Origin of the sequence: Flavobacterium sp. PLA-1-15, assembly GCF_049060005.1 — a bacterium.
In the GTDB taxonomy this organism is placed as follows: Bacteria; Bacteroidota; Bacteroidia; order Flavobacteriales; family Flavobacteriaceae; genus Flavobacterium.
The window spans coordinates 1-14,357 of sequence record NZ_JBMGQS010000047.1 but is presented as its reverse complement, the minus strand read 5'-3'; the positions used below and the strand labels follow the sequence as shown (position 1 = coordinate 14,357).

Sequence of the window (14,357 nt, the reverse complement as noted above, 5' to 3'; positions counted from 1 at the left end):
AAATCTGTGTAAATCTGTGCAATCTGTGTTTTAAATAAAATCTGCAACTCCCCAACCCACAACCACTACAAATCCATACAATCCGTGTCTATTTTTTCTACGCATAAATCTGTGTAAATCTGTGCAATCTGTGTTTTAAATCCCCCTCAATCCCACCGCACCAAATACCTCCCCTTAGCATCCACCCCCGTAAAAAGCAATCTGTATTTTTTCCCCTTCTCCAAAACAACATCCTTCTGCAAATCACATTTCTCAGTCGTACCGCAATAAAAATACACCGTTTCCTCCTCGTCAACCAACCTAACTTCCATTTTTCCCTTCTTCATCTCAATAAAAGAATGAAAGCCAACACTCCCAGTCTCCTCAACCTCCAGATTCACATAACACGAACCGCTAAACTCCGTAAACGAAGCCTTCGTATAGTCCTTGCCATTGCTGTTGCTCCATTTCTTATCCTTTACAGGCTCAATAAAATGCGTCCCGTTTGCCACAACATTCGTTTTCGTACCCATAATTTCGGTCTGCGCCGAAAGTTGAACCGAGAAAGCCAGCAGAAAAATAAAGTGTACTACAATTGTTTTCATTTTGTTTAAATATTAATCTTTAAAATCAGTTTAAAACCCCAATTCCCTCAACATTCGCTTCTATTGTAAAATAGCAAAAATCAATTCTTAGACTATCCGCATCGATTCTTTCACTGTCCGAGTCGATTCTTTTACATTCCGCATCGATTCTTTTACTGTCCGACTCAATTCTTTCATTATCCGAGTCGATTCTTTCACTATCCGAGTCAATTCTTTTACATTCCGAGTCGATTCTTTCACTATCCGAGTCAATTCTTTTACATTCCGCATCGATTCTTTCATCATCCGAATTGATTCTTTGACACTCGGACTCAATTTCGCACCTCTCGGATTCAATTTCGCAACACTCGGACTCAATTTCGCACCTCTCGGATTCAATTTCGCAACACTCCGAGCCAATTTCGCAACAGTCCGACTCAATTTCGCAACAGTCCGACTCAATTTCGCACCACTCCGACTCAATTTCGCAACAATCCGACTCAATTTCGCAACAGTCCGATTCAATTTCGCACCACTCCGAGCCAATTTCGCAACACTCCGACTCAATTTCGCAACACTCCGACTCGATTTCGTACCACTCCGATTCAATTTCGCACCACTCCGAGCCAATTTCGCAATCATCGGATTCAATTCCTACATCATCAAATTACTTCAAAAAGTCTTAATACTCACTACTCAAATCTAAAATCTAAAATCTGAACTCTAAAATCTAAAATTTCAAAACCTCCACCTCCATATAATCCTTATACCCCGAAGTCACCACACGTTCCCCCGCTTTCAGTCCGCCAAGAACCTCATAATACAACGGATTCTCCCTGCCCAATTTAATTTCCCTGCGTTCCGCCTTGTCGCCATTCACAACGAAAATCCATTTCCCTGCAGTATCCTGATAAAAACTCCCTTTCGACAGCACGGTCGACTTGGTTTTTTGCGAAAGCATCAGCCTCACCCCAAAACTCAAGCCTTGCCTCAGGTCCAATTCCTTTCCGTTCGTAAATTGAAGCTCCACCTGAAACCTTCCGCCCTTCACCTCCGGTATCACTTTCGAAATCACAACCGGAACGCTCTCTCCTTTATGGTCAACCGTCCCTTTCTGTCCCTCACTAATCTTCTCCAGATAAAATTCATCCACATCCGCCATCAGTTTATAGCCCTTCATCACGTCAATCTTCCCGATGCTTTCTCCTGCTACATAATTCTTTCCTAGCACAGGCTCAAACGATGAAAGCCTTCCCGCAAGCGGAGCCGTCACCAAGAAGTTCTTTTTGTTTTTCCTCAAAATCTCCAAGCTCTTCTGCATAATCCCCTGCGAATTGCCTATTTGCGCAATCAAAATAGCGTTTGCCTGCTTCTCCTTTTGTGTACTTTGCTGTATGATATTCTTTCTTTCCGTCTGAAAACGGTAGTTCTCCTTCGTCGTTTCCCATTCATTCTTCGACAGAATCTCTTCCTTATACAAACGCTCGTTAAGGATATACAAATTCTTCGCATCCAGGAAGTCGTGCTCTATCGCCACCAAGTCCTTCGCCAAGTTCAGCTCCTGATTCCTCAAATCCAGCTTCGCCTTGTTCAGGTTATTGATCTGTTCAATCATCGACGTCTCCTGCGTCATGTAACCCAGCTCCGTATTAGGGTTATACAGTCTCGCCAACGGCTGTCCTTTCTGAACAAAATCCCCATTCTCCACAAATATCTCCTGAATCGAACCCCCTTCAATCACATTCAGCAACATAGAATTCAATGGCTCCACCTTCGCTTGGAATACAATAAAGTCTTCAAAGAAAGCGTTCTCCACAGTTTTAATAGTAATCTCATTCGGGTTCACATCCAAGCTTCTCTTTTTCGTCACCGCCGAATAAACAAAGAAGCCTGCCAAGAAAAATAGCGGCAAACCAATCAATAGGTATTTATTTTTTTTACTTTTACGAGCAACGATGGTATCCATTTTAAACTATTTGTCAGTTGATATAGCAATTTTGTGCCAAAGGTTTAAAACTTGTAAACAACTGTTTTTTAATCTTTTGTAAAAACCATAAAACACTCCAAGTGTCCGAAAACGAACACATTTGTCCGAAAACGAACAGCAAATGAAAAAGACTAATGCCCAAATTTTAATCATTGACGACCAGGAAGACATTCTTTTTGCTTCCAAGATGACGTTAAAGAAGCATTTCGAGACGATTTTTACCCTGAGTGACCCCAAAAAAGTCATCCACCACCTCGCCGAAAACGAAATTGACGTCGTTCTTTTGGATATGAATTACAGAATTGGCTTCGAAGAAGGAAGGGAAGGCATATATCTGTTGAAAGAGATCAAAACCTTCTCGCCCAAGACCATCGTCATCCTCATGACGGCCTTCGGTAAAGTCGAAACCGCCGTTGAAGGACTAAAACTGGGCGCCTTCGATTACATCCTCAAGCCATGGGACAACGAAAAGCTGGTAGCTGTTGTAAAATCGGCAGTAGAGGAGAGCAGAAAGCAAAAGAAGAAAGCATCCGCCGAAGCCAAGAAGAGTTCCGTCTTCATTGGCAATTCGCCCAACATCCAGAAAGCCTATTCCTTGGCAGAAAAGGTCGCAAAAACCGATGCCAATGTCTTAATTTTAGGCGAAAACGGAACAGGCAAGTTCGTCTTGGCGCAATACATCCACCAAAATTCCAATAGGAGGGAGCAACCCTTCATCCACGTCGATCTCGGCTCGTTAAACGACAATATATTCGAGAGTGAGCTCTTCGGCTACGCCAAAGGGGCCTTCACCGATGCGAAAACCGACACGCCCGGACGCTTTGAGTTGGCGCAAAACGGAACCATTTTCCTGGACGAAATAGGAAATGTGCCCTTGCACCTGCAAGCAAAACTGTTGCAGGTCATCCAGAACAAATCAGTCACGCGCTTGGGCGAAGCAAAACCACGCCAGCTGAATGTCCGCATCATTACGGCAACCAACATTGATTTAAAGAGCGAAGTAGGCCATAAAAACTTCCGCGAAGATTTGTACTACCGCATCAATACCATGGAAATTGTCCTGCCACCGCTTCGCGAAAGAAAACCGGACGTAATTCCGCTGGCACAGTTCCTTTTAGACAACATAATAGAGAAATACGAGCGCCACGGGATTGCTTTCGAAGACAAGGCACTCGAACAAATCCAGAAACACTCCTGGAACGGAAACATCCGTGAGATGGAAAACCGCATAGAGCGCGCCGTAATCCTCTGCGAGAACAACACCATTACAGTAACCGACCTGGATTTAGAAAACATATCCGTTATTGAAGAAACAAACGACGACCTGCAACTGATGGACATCGAAAAAGCCACCATCGAAAAGGTCCTGCAGAAGAACAATTTCAACATCAGCAAATCTGCCGAAGAACTCGGCCTATCAAGAGCCTCCCTTTACAGAAGAATGGAAAAGTTCGAATTAAAAAGCTAAATCCAACACAGATTTCACAAATTCCCACAGATTAAAAGTCAAAACAGCAATCTATATTAGTGAAATTAGTGTCGAAAGAAAAGACAATACAGGTAAAAGAATAAGTTTCAATCTGTGGAAATTTGTGAAATCTGTGTTGAAAACAAAATAATCGTGTATAAAATAATATCATGAAACACTACAATGCCATTTTCCTCCGAATGATCCTGATTCTCATCGGCATCGCAACAGGCGTTTTCCTCTTCCAAAAGGGACTCGTCTTCTCCGGATTCTTCTGCGCATTCGTTTCCATCCTTTTGCTCATGGAATTGTTTTCCTTCGTAAAAAACACCTTCCTTTTCTACGACAAAACCATCAGCGCCATCCTCAACAACGACTTCTCCGCCGATTTCACCAAGCATAAATCCTTTGAGAATTATAAAAACCTCTTCAAACTCTATGACCATCTAAAGAACAATCAAAACGACCAAGTATCAAAGGATTTGGTCTACCGTTCCATTTTAAACAACATAGAAACTGGTGTTCTAATCCTGCAGAAAGACGGTAACGATTGGAACATCTTCCTCATAAACGATTATTTCTCCAAACATTTCCTCGTGCCAAGGGTTTCCAAATGGCATTACTTGAAAAATCATTTGCCATCGCTTTGCAAGGTAATCGAAGAGCGCAATTTCGAAGAGATAAAAACCTCTTTGCAAATAAAGATCGACAAGCAGGAATCCGAAACATTCATTCTTCAGGCATCGGCAACGACAACTTTCAACCAAGAATACTATATTATTTTATTGGATTCCATCCAAAAGGTAATAGAGAAGAAAGAAAAAGAAGCGTGGATCAACCTGATGAAGGTCATCTCCCATGAATTGATGAATTCCATCACGCCCATCCGTTCACTTACGCAGAATTTAAACGACTTGATGCAACAGGAATCACTTTCAAAAGAAGACCTGGACGACATCAAGCAAAGTGTTTCCACAATGATCTACCGAAGCGACCATTTGCAGAACTTCGTAGAAAGTTACCGTAAATTAGCGATGCTTCCAACACCAAGAAAGGAAAAAGTAGAACTCAACGAATTGGTAAACGGCGTTCTCCAAATCATGAATCCGCTTTTAAAGAGGGAAAATATCACCGTCAGCAATACCATCAGCTTCAACCGCTGGCTTTCTGTAGATAAATTGCAGATGGAGCAGGTGCTCATCAATTTATTAACCAATAGCATGTATGCCCTGGAAGGAAAAGCCGAAAAGCACATCGAAATTGAAGCAGAACTAAAAAACAACCGCATCTTTATCATCATTTCTGATTCAGGAAACGGTATCGAAAAGGAAATCGAGGATAAGATTTTCCTGCCTTTCTTTACCACTCGAAAAGATGGAGCAGGAATCGGATTGACGCTCTCAAAAAATATAATTGAAGCACACGGAGGTTATCTGAATTATCAGATGGAGGAAGAAAGAACTAAATTTATGATATGTTTGATTAATTAAAAAGTTAAAGCCATGAAATTGAGTATTGAACAGGAAAATGAAATTAAAAGATTGCAATTGACATTGTTGTATGGTTTTGAAAGCAATGTTATACATGAAACGCCAGAACAGGAAAGCAAAGCATTGGATTTGTTTTTAGAAATGGCAAAACAGAAAACGGTAACCGTTTATGAAAAAATTGGGAAACCAGAATTTAAGCAAGATGAGCTTTTATCAGATGAGGAAGTAGAAACCGAATTGAAACGGTTTTATGATTTGCTAGCTTCGCAAAAATTGAGATTAGATTTTGCTCTAGACGACCATCATCCAAGGGATATTTATCGTTTTGTCATTGGTGAATTTTTCGATCTACAAGTTCCAGAAGTCTATACCATAACAGAAATCGACACTTATCTCTACGAAGATTTTGTTATGAATGATACCATTGAAGTAAAGATGTTGTGTGTCAGTTTTTGGGATGTTTTATGTATGAAAGTCATGGAAATGGACTTAGATATATTGGACAAGGACAATGATTTGGCTTTTAAAACCTTTAAAGAACAATATGATGAGTTTGTCATCAATCACTTTAAAATTCTGAATTTGAATTTTTCTGAAGAAGGAAGTGCTGTTGATGTTTTAATCGAAATTGATTTTGATGGAATTTTGGAAGATATTGATGTCACTAAAAATTTTTCAGGTACAAGTAACATGAGACTGGAAAAAATTGATGATGAGTGGGAAACAATCCATGTGGATTTTCCAAGCTAAGTTTTCATCTCCGGTTCCCAAAAGTATTTCTCCAAATCCACAATCTGATTGTCCACAATTTCAACACCTTCGCTTTCCAAAAGTTGTTGCATTAAATTGGTACCGTCAAAATGATGCTTTCCAGTCAGTAATCCTTTTCTATTTACAACACGATGTGCCGGAACATCATCTTTTGAATTGTTCATCGCCCAGCCAACCATTCGTGCAGAACGAGCACTTCCCAAACATTTGGCAATAGCGCCATAAGAAGTAACCCTGCCATAAGGAATTTGCCTTGCGATGGTATAAACTCTTTCAAAGAAATTATCGTTATCTGGATTTTTTTTGGTCATTTGCAAAGCTTTTAAATTTTTATAATCAACCGCAAATTCGTAAATTTTTAGAGTATATAATTTGTGAATTTGCGGTTAAATTCTGTGCTAACCCCAATAATAGTTAATCACGTTGATAAGCGTAATGATCGAAACCAAACCGGTTATCGAACCAATAATATAATTCATATTGTTCAAGATAAAAGCCGTCTTGGTTTCCATCTTTTTAAAGAAGGCAATATAACAGTAGAAAGCAAAATAAGCACCAAGTCCGGAGCCTAAGACAAATGTGTAAACAAATGACATTTCAAATGAAAATACCTTATACGAAGCCAAGGTAACACTTATCAAAACATAAAACGGAATCGGGAAAAGATTCAAAGCAGAAAGCAGCATCCCCAGAAAAAACCGACTCTTTTTGCTTCTCAGCTTATCCTTTTTTTGCTTGGGTTTCATCTTTTTTGAAGTCCAAAAGAAGTAAAACGTCAAGGCTAGAAAAATTACAAGTCCCACTTCACGAAGGATGATGACAACATCTGGATTCTTGTCGATGAATTTTGCAAAAACAACCGCAAGAAACGTCTGGATTAAAATAATAAAGGTAGCACCACCAGCAAAAACAAACGCCCGCGTCCTACCTTCTTCAATGCTCACTTTGGCCGCTGTCATATTTATCAGTCCGGGAGGCGTGATTCCAATCAGCGAAGTGATAAATCCTAAGGCAAGCGGTAAAGCGATTGTCATTTTATTTTATTTTGAATCTAATATAGGTAATTGCTTTGTTAATTTCCAAATATTGTTTTTCATAAAACGTCTGAATGCTAGTGACTTCCTTTGGGCTTCCTTCGTTTTTATATACATTGTGGTTCGCATACAAAACTTCGTGACCTTCACCGTGAAGCAATCCGAGAGTATAACCGTGCATAAATTCGCTATCGGTTTTTAGGTTCATCACCCCGTCTGGTTTCAGGATTTTTTTATACAATTTTAAGAATTCCGAGTTCGTCATTCTGTGTTTGGTACGCTTGTATTTAATCTGTGGATCAGGAAAAGTAATCCAGATTTCATCTACTTCGTTTTCTGCAAAAATATGATCAATCAATTCGATTTGAGTTCTTACAAACGCCACATTTCGCATTCCATCTTCAACAGCAGTCTTCGCACCGCGCCAAAAACGGGCACCTTTAATGTCAATACCCACAAAGTTTTTGTCTGGATAACGTTCGGCCAAACCAACAGAATATTCACCTTTTCCACAACCCAATTCCAAAATCAACGGATTGTCATTTTGAAAGAAATTTTCATTCCATTTGCCTTTGAGCGGAAATTCATTCCCTACCACTTCTTCTCTAGTCGGTTGAAAAACATTTTCGAATGTTTCGTTTTCCTTGAATCTTTTTAATTTATTTTTACTTCCCACGACGATGTTTAATATTTTGGTAAAATTAAGGAAATATAAGCGAAATGAAATAGTTTTACCTTGCAGGATATTAAAGTTTTTTAGGAGCGAATCGGTTGGGCATTTTCACAAGACCCTATTCCCGTCATTCCTTCCAAATCTTTTTTAAATTGCCTCGGGTTAAAACCCAAGGCAATTTAAAAAAGGATTTTCCCTCCAGCCGGGGCTAAATGGAAATTGTATTGTTTACTTGGAATCGGAGTTGAGCAGAAAGTTTAAAAGAAGCCTAAAGATTTCATTTAGCCCCGATGTTGCAATTGTCTGAGCTCTTAAAACTGTGTCAACAGTTTTAAAGCGAGTTGCTACAGCGGGAAAATGGATTAAAAAATGCTAAAGGTATTGCTCCAAATGAAAATGAATTAAATTTATAAGATGTCTCAAAAAAATATTCTTATCGCGCCATTAAACTGGGGATTGGGCCATGCCACAAGATGTATTCCGATTATTAAAGCATTGGAAAATCAAGGCTACAACCCGATTATTGCTTCAGACGGCATTGCATTGGAGATGTTGAAGAAAGAGTTTTCGCATCTTCCAGCAATTGAATTACCTTCCTATCAGATTGAATATGCCAAAAACGGCAATCATTTCAAGTGGAAGATGATCAAGAACACGCCAAAAATGATAGAAGCCATTCTCAAGGAACGACAAATGGTGAAGCGTTTGGTAAAGGAATACAACATACAAGGCGTCATTTCTGATAATAGATTAGGAGTTTACAGTAAAAAAGTAACGTCGGTTTTTATCACGCACCAGTTGAATGTTTTGACTGGAAATACCACTTGGATTACGAGCAAACTGCACCAATTCATCATCAAGAAATACGATGAATGCTGGGTGCCTGATATTGCTGAAACACCAAATTTGACGGGTAAATTAGGACATCTGGAAAATCCGCATTTCAAGATAAAATATATAGGACCGTTGAGTCGTTTGCATAAAAAAGTGCTTCCCAAAAAATACGATTTGATGGTCATTCTATCCGGACCTGAGCCTCAAAGGGGAATGCTGGAAGAAAAATTGGCACAGGATTTATTGGAATACAAAGGCAAGGTGGTTTTTATAAAAGGAAAAATTGAAGCACAGCAGGTTGTTGAGGAAATAGAAAATATCACTTTTTATAATTTCATGACTTCTGAGGAGCTCGAGATGACTTTTAACGAAAGTGAAATCGTACTTTGCCGTTCGGGATATACAACCGTTATGGATTTGGCTCAACTTGGGAAGAAGGCGTTCTTCATTCCTACTCCAGGCCAATATGAACAAGAATATCTGGCCAAGAAATTAAAGAAGGAAGGATTAGTTCCGTATAAAAAGCAGGAAAAATTCAAGGTTGCTCATTTGCTGGAAGCGCCACTTTATAAGGGCTTGCAATCCTTTGAAACTAAGATAACCTGGAGTTCATTATTTAGTCTTTTCGAGCGTAAAGGAGAACTCCGATCCGATGGCAAATTTACTTTCTACATAAATTTTCTCATCGTGAGCTTCGATAATATGTTTCACAATCGCTAAGCCAAGTCCAGAACCGCCTTCAGCTCTTGCGCCACTTTTATCTACACGGAAAAATCGCTCAAAGAGTCGTGGAATGTGTTCTTTTTGGATGCCTTCTCCATTGTCTTTTACACGGATGATGACTTTGTTGTTGACCAAATCTTCGATTCCAACTTCAGTATAACCATCCTGCTTTCCGTATTTTATGGAATTCACAATAAGATTGGTGGCTACTTGCTGGATTTTCCCCCTGTCGCCCAATACCATTATCGGCTTGGCATATTTATTATCAAATGAAAGGATGATGTTCTTTTTTTCGGCTTCCATTTCGAGCAGGTCAAAGACATTCTGGATTACTTCTACGATGTTGAATTCTTCCATGATGAGATTCAGATCTCCCATTTCAAATTTTGAAATCATATCCAAATCGTTCACGATATAGGTGAGCCTTTCAACTCCCTTTTCGGCACGTTGCAGGTATTTTTTTCGAAGTGTTTTGTCGTTCATCGCTCCGTCTAGCAAAGTCAAAATATATCCTTGAACCGTAAACAAAGGGGTTTTGAGTTCGTGTGAAACATTTCCCAGAAACTCCCTTCTATATTCTTCACGCACCTTTAGAGTTTCGATTTCAAGTTTCTTGTCGGTGGCAAATTTTTTTACTTCGCGTGTAAGCGTGGCCATATCGGTAGTAATTCGTTCCTTTCGGAAAGAGCTTGATTCGAGAAAGGAAACGTCATCGTAGATTTTTTTTACCCTTCGGTAGATAAAGAATTCCACCCGATATTGGATAACCAAAAAGGCAAAAATATAGAGGGAAAAGGCAAAAATAAGCAGGAATAAAGTGAGTTTTTCCTGATTGGGTTGGAATATCAAATGGCTCAGAATCCCTACAAATCCTGTTGCAAAAACGGTAATATACAAAGCTGACTTTACAGCAAATTTGTAGGTTCTTTTAAAATTTATGGCCATTTTATTGAGTTGCTAAGAGGCTAAATTACTGAGTTGCTCTATTAAAAACAATAGAAGATGCAGTTACTTAGGCTAATAGTTTCTTAGCGTTTGAAATTATACTTCGAATTTGTATCCAACACCTTTGATGGTTTTGAACAAATCTTCGCCGATTTTTTCTCTTAATTTACGGATGTGAACGTCAATGGTTCTTCCTCCAACGATTACTTCATTACCCCAAACCTTATCTAAAATTTCTTCTCTTTTGAATACTTTTCCAGGTTTTGAAGCCAATAAGTAAAACAATTCAAATTCTTTTCTTGGCAGGACAATCTCTAAATCGTCTTTTACAATCTTATATTCTTCACGATTGATCTCGATTCCGCCAACATTCAATGTTTCGGAATTTTGTTCTTCGTCTTTCAGTCTTCTTAATAATGCTTTTACTTTGCTAACCAACAATTTTGGCTTGATTGGTTTGTTGATATAGTCATCTGCACCAGCATCAAAACCTGCAACCTGAGAATAATCTTCGTTTCTTGCAGTAAGGAAAGTAATGATAACATTGCTCAATTCTGGCATCTTTCGGATGTTTTCGCAAGCTTCCATTCCGTCCATTTCGGGCATCATCACATCCATAATGATAAGCTGTGGCAATTCCTTTTTTGCCTTTGCAATAGCCTCTTTTCCATTGCTTGCCGTTACAATCTGGTAACCTTCTTGCGTCAAGTTATAACCTACAATTTCCAGGATATCCTGTTCGTCATCTACAAGTAAAATCTTGATGTCTTTTTTCTTCATAATAGCAAAATGTTATGATTTGCGGTTGTAAATGTAAATATAAAAAAAAACGATTTAAGCGTGTTAACGGTAATTTAATCTGTTAACAATAGCGTAATCTTTAGGATACTCAATAGTAATAAGTCGGTAACATCAACTTTACAGGCTGGGCTTTCCTTTGCATAAAATTTTAACACACAACTAACAATGAAATTTAAATTTTTGTTTATCGTATTATTTGTCAGTTTTGCCTCGTTTTCGCAAAACAAAGGTACGGTTTCTGGAACAATTACAGATAAAGACCTGAACAACGAGTCTTTACCTTTTGCTAACGTTATGATAAAAGGTACGACGATTGGCGTTTCTACTGATATGGACGGGAAATATTCGCTTAACGTTGCAGCGGGAAGCCACGTTTTGGAAATTAGTTTCGTAGGTTATGAGACCATCGAAGTTCCATTTACGGTAAAAGCAAATGAAACCACTACAATTGATAGAGCTATTGGTTCAGGAAGTGTAAAGTTGGAAGATGTTGTAATTACAAGTACCGTAAACCGACAAAAAGAAGCTTCCTTATTATTGGAGCAAAAAAATGCAGTCGAAATCAAGCAGAACATCGGCGCACAGGAGTTGTCAAGAAAAGGTGTAGGAGATGTAGCGGCGGCTGTGGCTAAAACGGCTGGTATTTCTAAGCAGGAAGGAAGTAACAATGTTTTCGTGAGAGGTCTTGGAGATCGTTATAACTCAACTTCAATTAACGGACTTCCAGTTCCTTCTAATGATCCAGAAAAGAAGAATATTGCTTTGGACCTTTTCTCTACCGATATTGTAGAATACATCTCAATTGATAAAGTATATAATGTAAGGTCTTTTGGAGACTTTGCCGGAGGAAATGTAGATATTGCTTCTAAAGATTATAAGGGAAAAGGAATGTTTGAAATTTCTTTGGGATCAAAGGTAAATACTGAAGCTTTAGGAAAGAATAATTTTCTATTGCAAAGAGGTCCAAGAAAAACAGGTTTTGTATCGTACGGAGTTCCGGAAAATGCGCTTAACTCTTTTAATTTTCAAAACAGCACTAATCCTGTTGGAGAAAGCCCATTTGGAGGTAATGCCGCTTTTAAAGCCGGAAAATCTTTTGAAATAGGAGAAGAAGGGAAGTTAAACCTTTTTGCAACAGCAAGTTTTGACAATGGATATGAGTACAGAGAAGGAGTTAACCAAACATTTGATGCTTTAGATGGACGTAAGAAAGCATTTAATCAAGAGAAAACCATTTACAAAACCAATACAACGGGAATGTTTACGGCTAACTATAAATTAAACAGCAACCATAAAATAGGTTATAACTTCTTGTTTATCAATTCTTCCGATCAATCTAGAGATACTTATTTTGGATATGATAGAGATTTCGAAAAAGACAACGCTGATGTGATGGTGCAAAGAGGAACATTTGTTCAAAACACAGTCATGATCAATCAGCTGTTAGGAAATCATAAGCTTACCGATAGAATAGGTCTGGATTGGGCTGCTTCCTACAATACTGTAAAGGGAAATATGCCGGATAGAATTCAAAATAAATTATTTAAAGATAGAACATCGGGCGAGCATACCATTGCACAGCAAACCGACACAGATAACCACAGGTATTTTCAAGAATTGACCGAGGATGAAATGGCAGCTAATATTGCCTTAAGTTATAAGTTGGGGGATAATGAAAATGGCGATTCTAAAGGGAAAGTAGCAATAGGTTACAACGGTAGGTTTAAAAAACGTGATTTCGAGGCCATTCAATTCAATTTCAATTTAGTTGAAGAGGCTAGAAATATTATTCTAAATCCGAACAATCTAGACGTATTATTTAACCAGCAAAGCTACGAAGCCGGAAATTTCACAATTGGTTCTTTTGCAGGAATGAATCCTCAGACCTATAATGGGGAACAAAATATTCATGCTGGGTTTGCTAATTTAGAATACAAAATTTCTGAAAAGCTAAGTGGGGTTTTGGGTATGCGTTTTGAAAAAGTAGAACAAATAGTAAACTGGAGAACACAATTGGATGCAGGAGGAGGAGTAAATGCATTTAATAGAGATGAGTTTTTGCCAAGCCTTATTTTGAAATATACCTTAAACGAAAAGCAGAATCTGCGTTTTGGAGCCAGCAAAACCTATACATTACCTCAGTTCAAAGAAAGAGCGTTATTTATTTATGAAGATGTTACTGAAATTAAAGTTGGTAATCCAGACTTATATCCTTCACAAGACTATAATATTGATTTAAAATGGGAAATGTTCCCAACGAGCGATGAGCTTATTTCTGTAACAGCGTTTGGTAAGTATATAATGGATCCAATCAATGAAATCGTTATGGCTTCTTCTACCAATGATATTACATGGGTGAATATTGCAGATCAAGGATATGTTGTGGGTGCCGAATTTGAAATTAGAAAGAACTTATTTAAAATTGAAGGTGATTTGACCAATAAGCTTTCAGCAGGATTGAATGTTTCGTATATGAAGACACATCAAGACATTGATGCTGAAAAAATCAGCAGAGAAACGAAGGGGAGAATCAATACAAATCTTACTGATACAGAATCCTCATTCACAGGTGCATCAGATTTATTGCTTAATGCTGATATTTCTTATTCGAAAGACTGGAAAAACGACAAAGGTATAATGGCCACATTAGCTTATTCTCATTATTCGGACAGGCTTTATGCTCTCGGAGTAGAAAAGCAAGGGAACTTGGTAGACAAGGGAATGGGGTCGCTTGATTTTATATTGAAAACAAAGTTAAGCAAAAGCTTAGGTTTGGATTTTACAGCGAGAAACATCCTAAACCCAGAATTTAAAAGAGTGCAAGAAAACGCATCAGGTGATTTGCCGGCAGTTACCTACAAGAGAGGTGCCTTTTTTGGATTGGGCTTGAACTATCAGTTCTAACATTTAGATAACACAGTCTTTAAGACCTGTTAATGATGCGCTAAAGAATTGGTAACAGACAGATGATACAGCCTTAACTTTTGTTAGGTATTTAATCTTCAAATTTGCAGAAACATAACTAATTATAATTTTAAAAATGAAAAAATCAATTTCAAAAATTTTCG

Annotated in this window: 14 protein-coding genes; 6 read left to right on the top strand and 8 right to left on the bottom strand. The window is 38.4% G+C overall.

Features of this window, described 5'->3' with window-relative positions; genetic code table 11:
* Positions 1–146 precede the first annotated feature (146 nt).
* A complete protein-coding gene (locus tag ACI6PS_RS15890; protein ID WP_421013558.1) occupies positions 147–584 on the bottom strand; it encodes a hypothetical protein in 438 nt (145 codons plus the stop codon).
* An 87-nt stretch (positions 585–671) separates the two neighbouring features.
* Positions 672–869, bottom strand: coding sequence for a hypothetical protein (locus ACI6PS_RS15885; RefSeq protein WP_421013557.1), 198 nt, complete (start codon positions 867–869; stop codon positions 672–674).
* A 13-nt stretch (positions 870–882) separates the two neighbouring features.
* Between ACI6PS_RS15885 and ACI6PS_RS15880 the strand changes: the two genes are divergently transcribed.
* The gene (locus ACI6PS_RS15880) at positions 883–1,269 is read left to right on the top strand and encodes a hypothetical protein (RefSeq protein ID WP_421013556.1); all 387 of its coding nucleotides are present in this window, start codon (positions 883–885) and stop codon (positions 1,267–1,269) included.
* A gap of 24 nt (positions 1,270–1,293) precedes the next feature.
* Here the strand turns inward: ACI6PS_RS15880 and ACI6PS_RS15875 are convergent, their stop codons facing one another.
* A complete protein-coding gene (locus ACI6PS_RS15875; RefSeq protein WP_421013555.1) occupies positions 1,294–2,529 on the bottom strand; it encodes an efflux RND transporter periplasmic adaptor subunit in 1,236 nt (411 codons plus the stop codon).
* Positions 2,530–2,671: 142 nt separating this feature from the next.
* Between ACI6PS_RS15875 and ACI6PS_RS15870 the strand changes: the two genes are divergently transcribed.
* From ACI6PS_RS15870 to ACI6PS_RS15860, 3 genes are all read left to right on the top strand, one after another.
* Complete coding sequence (locus tag ACI6PS_RS15870) at positions 2,672–4,018, top strand: sigma-54-dependent transcriptional regulator (protein WP_421013554.1); 1,347 nt, start codon at positions 2,672–2,674, stop codon at positions 4,016–4,018.
* 170 nt (positions 4,019–4,188) lie between these two features.
* Positions 4,189–5,508 carry a sensor histidine kinase gene (locus ACI6PS_RS15865; RefSeq protein WP_421013553.1) on the top strand — a complete coding sequence of 440 codons (1,320 nt, stop codon included), beginning with the start codon at positions 4,189–4,191 and terminating at the stop codon, positions 5,506–5,508.
* 12 nt (positions 5,509–5,520) lie between these two features.
* Positions 5,521–6,258, top strand: a complete 738-nt coding sequence (locus tag ACI6PS_RS15860; RefSeq protein ID WP_421013552.1) for a hypothetical protein — start codon at positions 5,521–5,523, stop codon at positions 6,256–6,258.
* Here ACI6PS_RS15860 and ACI6PS_RS15855 read toward each other — a convergent pair.
* The 3 genes from ACI6PS_RS15855 to trmB all read right to left on the bottom strand — a co-directional run bounded on the left by ACI6PS_RS15855 (position 6,255) and on the right by trmB (position 7,989).
* Positions 6,255–6,590: an MGMT family protein gene (locus ACI6PS_RS15855; protein WP_421013551.1), complete on the bottom strand. Its 336-nt coding sequence runs from the start codon at positions 6,588–6,590 to the stop codon at positions 6,255–6,257. The two genes, ACI6PS_RS15860 and ACI6PS_RS15855, sit on opposite strands and share 4 nt — an antisense overlap.
* Positions 6,591–6,677: 87 nt before the next feature.
* Positions 6,678–7,313, bottom strand: coding sequence for a LysE family transporter (locus tag ACI6PS_RS15850; protein ID WP_421013550.1), 636 nt, complete (start codon positions 7,311–7,313; stop codon positions 6,678–6,680).
* A 1-nt stretch (position 7,314) separates the two neighbouring features.
* Entirely contained in the window at positions 7,315–7,989 is a 675-nt protein-coding gene (gene trmB / locus ACI6PS_RS15845; protein ID WP_421013549.1) for a tRNA (guanosine(46)-N7)-methyltransferase TrmB, read from the bottom strand.
* 411 nt (positions 7,990–8,400) lie between these two features.
* Here trmB and ACI6PS_RS15840 point away from each other — a divergent pair, with 411 nt between their 5' ends.
* Positions 8,401–9,540 (top strand): glycosyltransferase, encoded by a 1,140-nt coding sequence (locus ACI6PS_RS15840; protein WP_421013548.1) that lies wholly within the window; start codon positions 8,401–8,403, stop codon positions 9,538–9,540.
* Here the strand turns inward: ACI6PS_RS15840 and ACI6PS_RS15835 are convergent.
* Together ACI6PS_RS15835 and ACI6PS_RS15830 are read right to left on the bottom strand one after the other, a co-directional pair.
* Positions 9,433–10,488 carry a sensor histidine kinase gene (locus ACI6PS_RS15835; protein WP_421013547.1) on the bottom strand — a complete coding sequence of 352 codons (1,056 nt, stop codon included), beginning with the start codon at positions 10,486–10,488 and terminating at the stop codon, positions 9,433–9,435. The two genes, ACI6PS_RS15840 and ACI6PS_RS15835, sit on opposite strands and share 108 nt — an antisense overlap.
* 96 nt (positions 10,489–10,584) lie before the next feature.
* Positions 10,585–11,268 carry a response regulator transcription factor gene (locus ACI6PS_RS15830; protein ID WP_421013546.1) on the bottom strand — a complete coding sequence of 228 codons (684 nt, stop codon included), beginning with the start codon at positions 11,266–11,268 and terminating at the stop codon, positions 10,585–10,587.
* Between the two features lie 186 nt (positions 11,269–11,454).
* Between ACI6PS_RS15830 and ACI6PS_RS15825 the strand changes: the two genes are divergently transcribed.
* Entirely contained in the window at positions 11,455–14,193 is a 2,739-nt protein-coding gene (locus ACI6PS_RS15825) for a TonB-dependent receptor domain-containing protein (protein WP_421013545.1), read from the top strand.
* Positions 14,194–14,357: the final 164 nt, after the last annotated feature.

Excerpts from the sequence above, each read along its gene's own strand:
- ACI6PS_RS15890 (WP_421013558.1), bottom strand. The coding sequence starts at position 584 with ATGAAAACAATTGTAGTACACTTTATTTTTCTGCTGGCTTTCTCGGTT.
- ACI6PS_RS15885 (WP_421013557.1), bottom strand. The coding sequence starts at position 869 with ATGATGAAAGAATCGATGCGGAATGTAAAAGAATTGACTCGGATAGTG.
- ACI6PS_RS15875 (WP_421013555.1), bottom strand. The coding sequence starts at position 2,529 with ATGGATACCATCGTTGCTCGTAAAAGTAAAAAAAATAAATACCTATTG.
- ACI6PS_RS15870 (WP_421013554.1), top strand. The coding sequence starts at position 2,672 with ATGAAAAAGACTAATGCCCAAATTTTAATCATTGACGACCAGGAAGAC.
- ACI6PS_RS15865 (WP_421013553.1), top strand. The coding sequence starts at position 4,189 with ATGAAACACTACAATGCCATTTTCCTCCGAATGATCCTGATTCTCATC.
- ACI6PS_RS15860 (WP_421013552.1), top strand. The coding sequence starts at position 5,521 with ATGAAATTGAGTATTGAACAGGAAAATGAAATTAAAAGATTGCAATTG.
- ACI6PS_RS15855 (WP_421013551.1), bottom strand. The coding sequence starts at position 6,590 with ATGACCAAAAAAAATCCAGATAACGATAATTTCTTTGAAAGAGTTTAT.
- ACI6PS_RS15850 (WP_421013550.1), bottom strand. The coding sequence starts at position 7,313 with ATGACAATCGCTTTACCGCTTGCCTTAGGATTTATCACTTCGCTGATT.
- ACI6PS_RS15840 (WP_421013548.1), top strand. The coding sequence starts at position 8,401 with ATGTCTCAAAAAAATATTCTTATCGCGCCATTAAACTGGGGATTGGGC.
- ACI6PS_RS15835 (WP_421013547.1), bottom strand. The coding sequence starts at position 10,488 with ATGGCCATAAATTTTAAAAGAACCTACAAATTTGCTGTAAAGTCAGCT.
- ACI6PS_RS15830 (WP_421013546.1), bottom strand. The coding sequence starts at position 11,268 with ATGAAGAAAAAAGACATCAAGATTTTACTTGTAGATGACGAACAGGAT.
- ACI6PS_RS15825 (WP_421013545.1), top strand. The coding sequence starts at position 11,455 with ATGAAATTTAAATTTTTGTTTATCGTATTATTTGTCAGTTTTGCCTCG.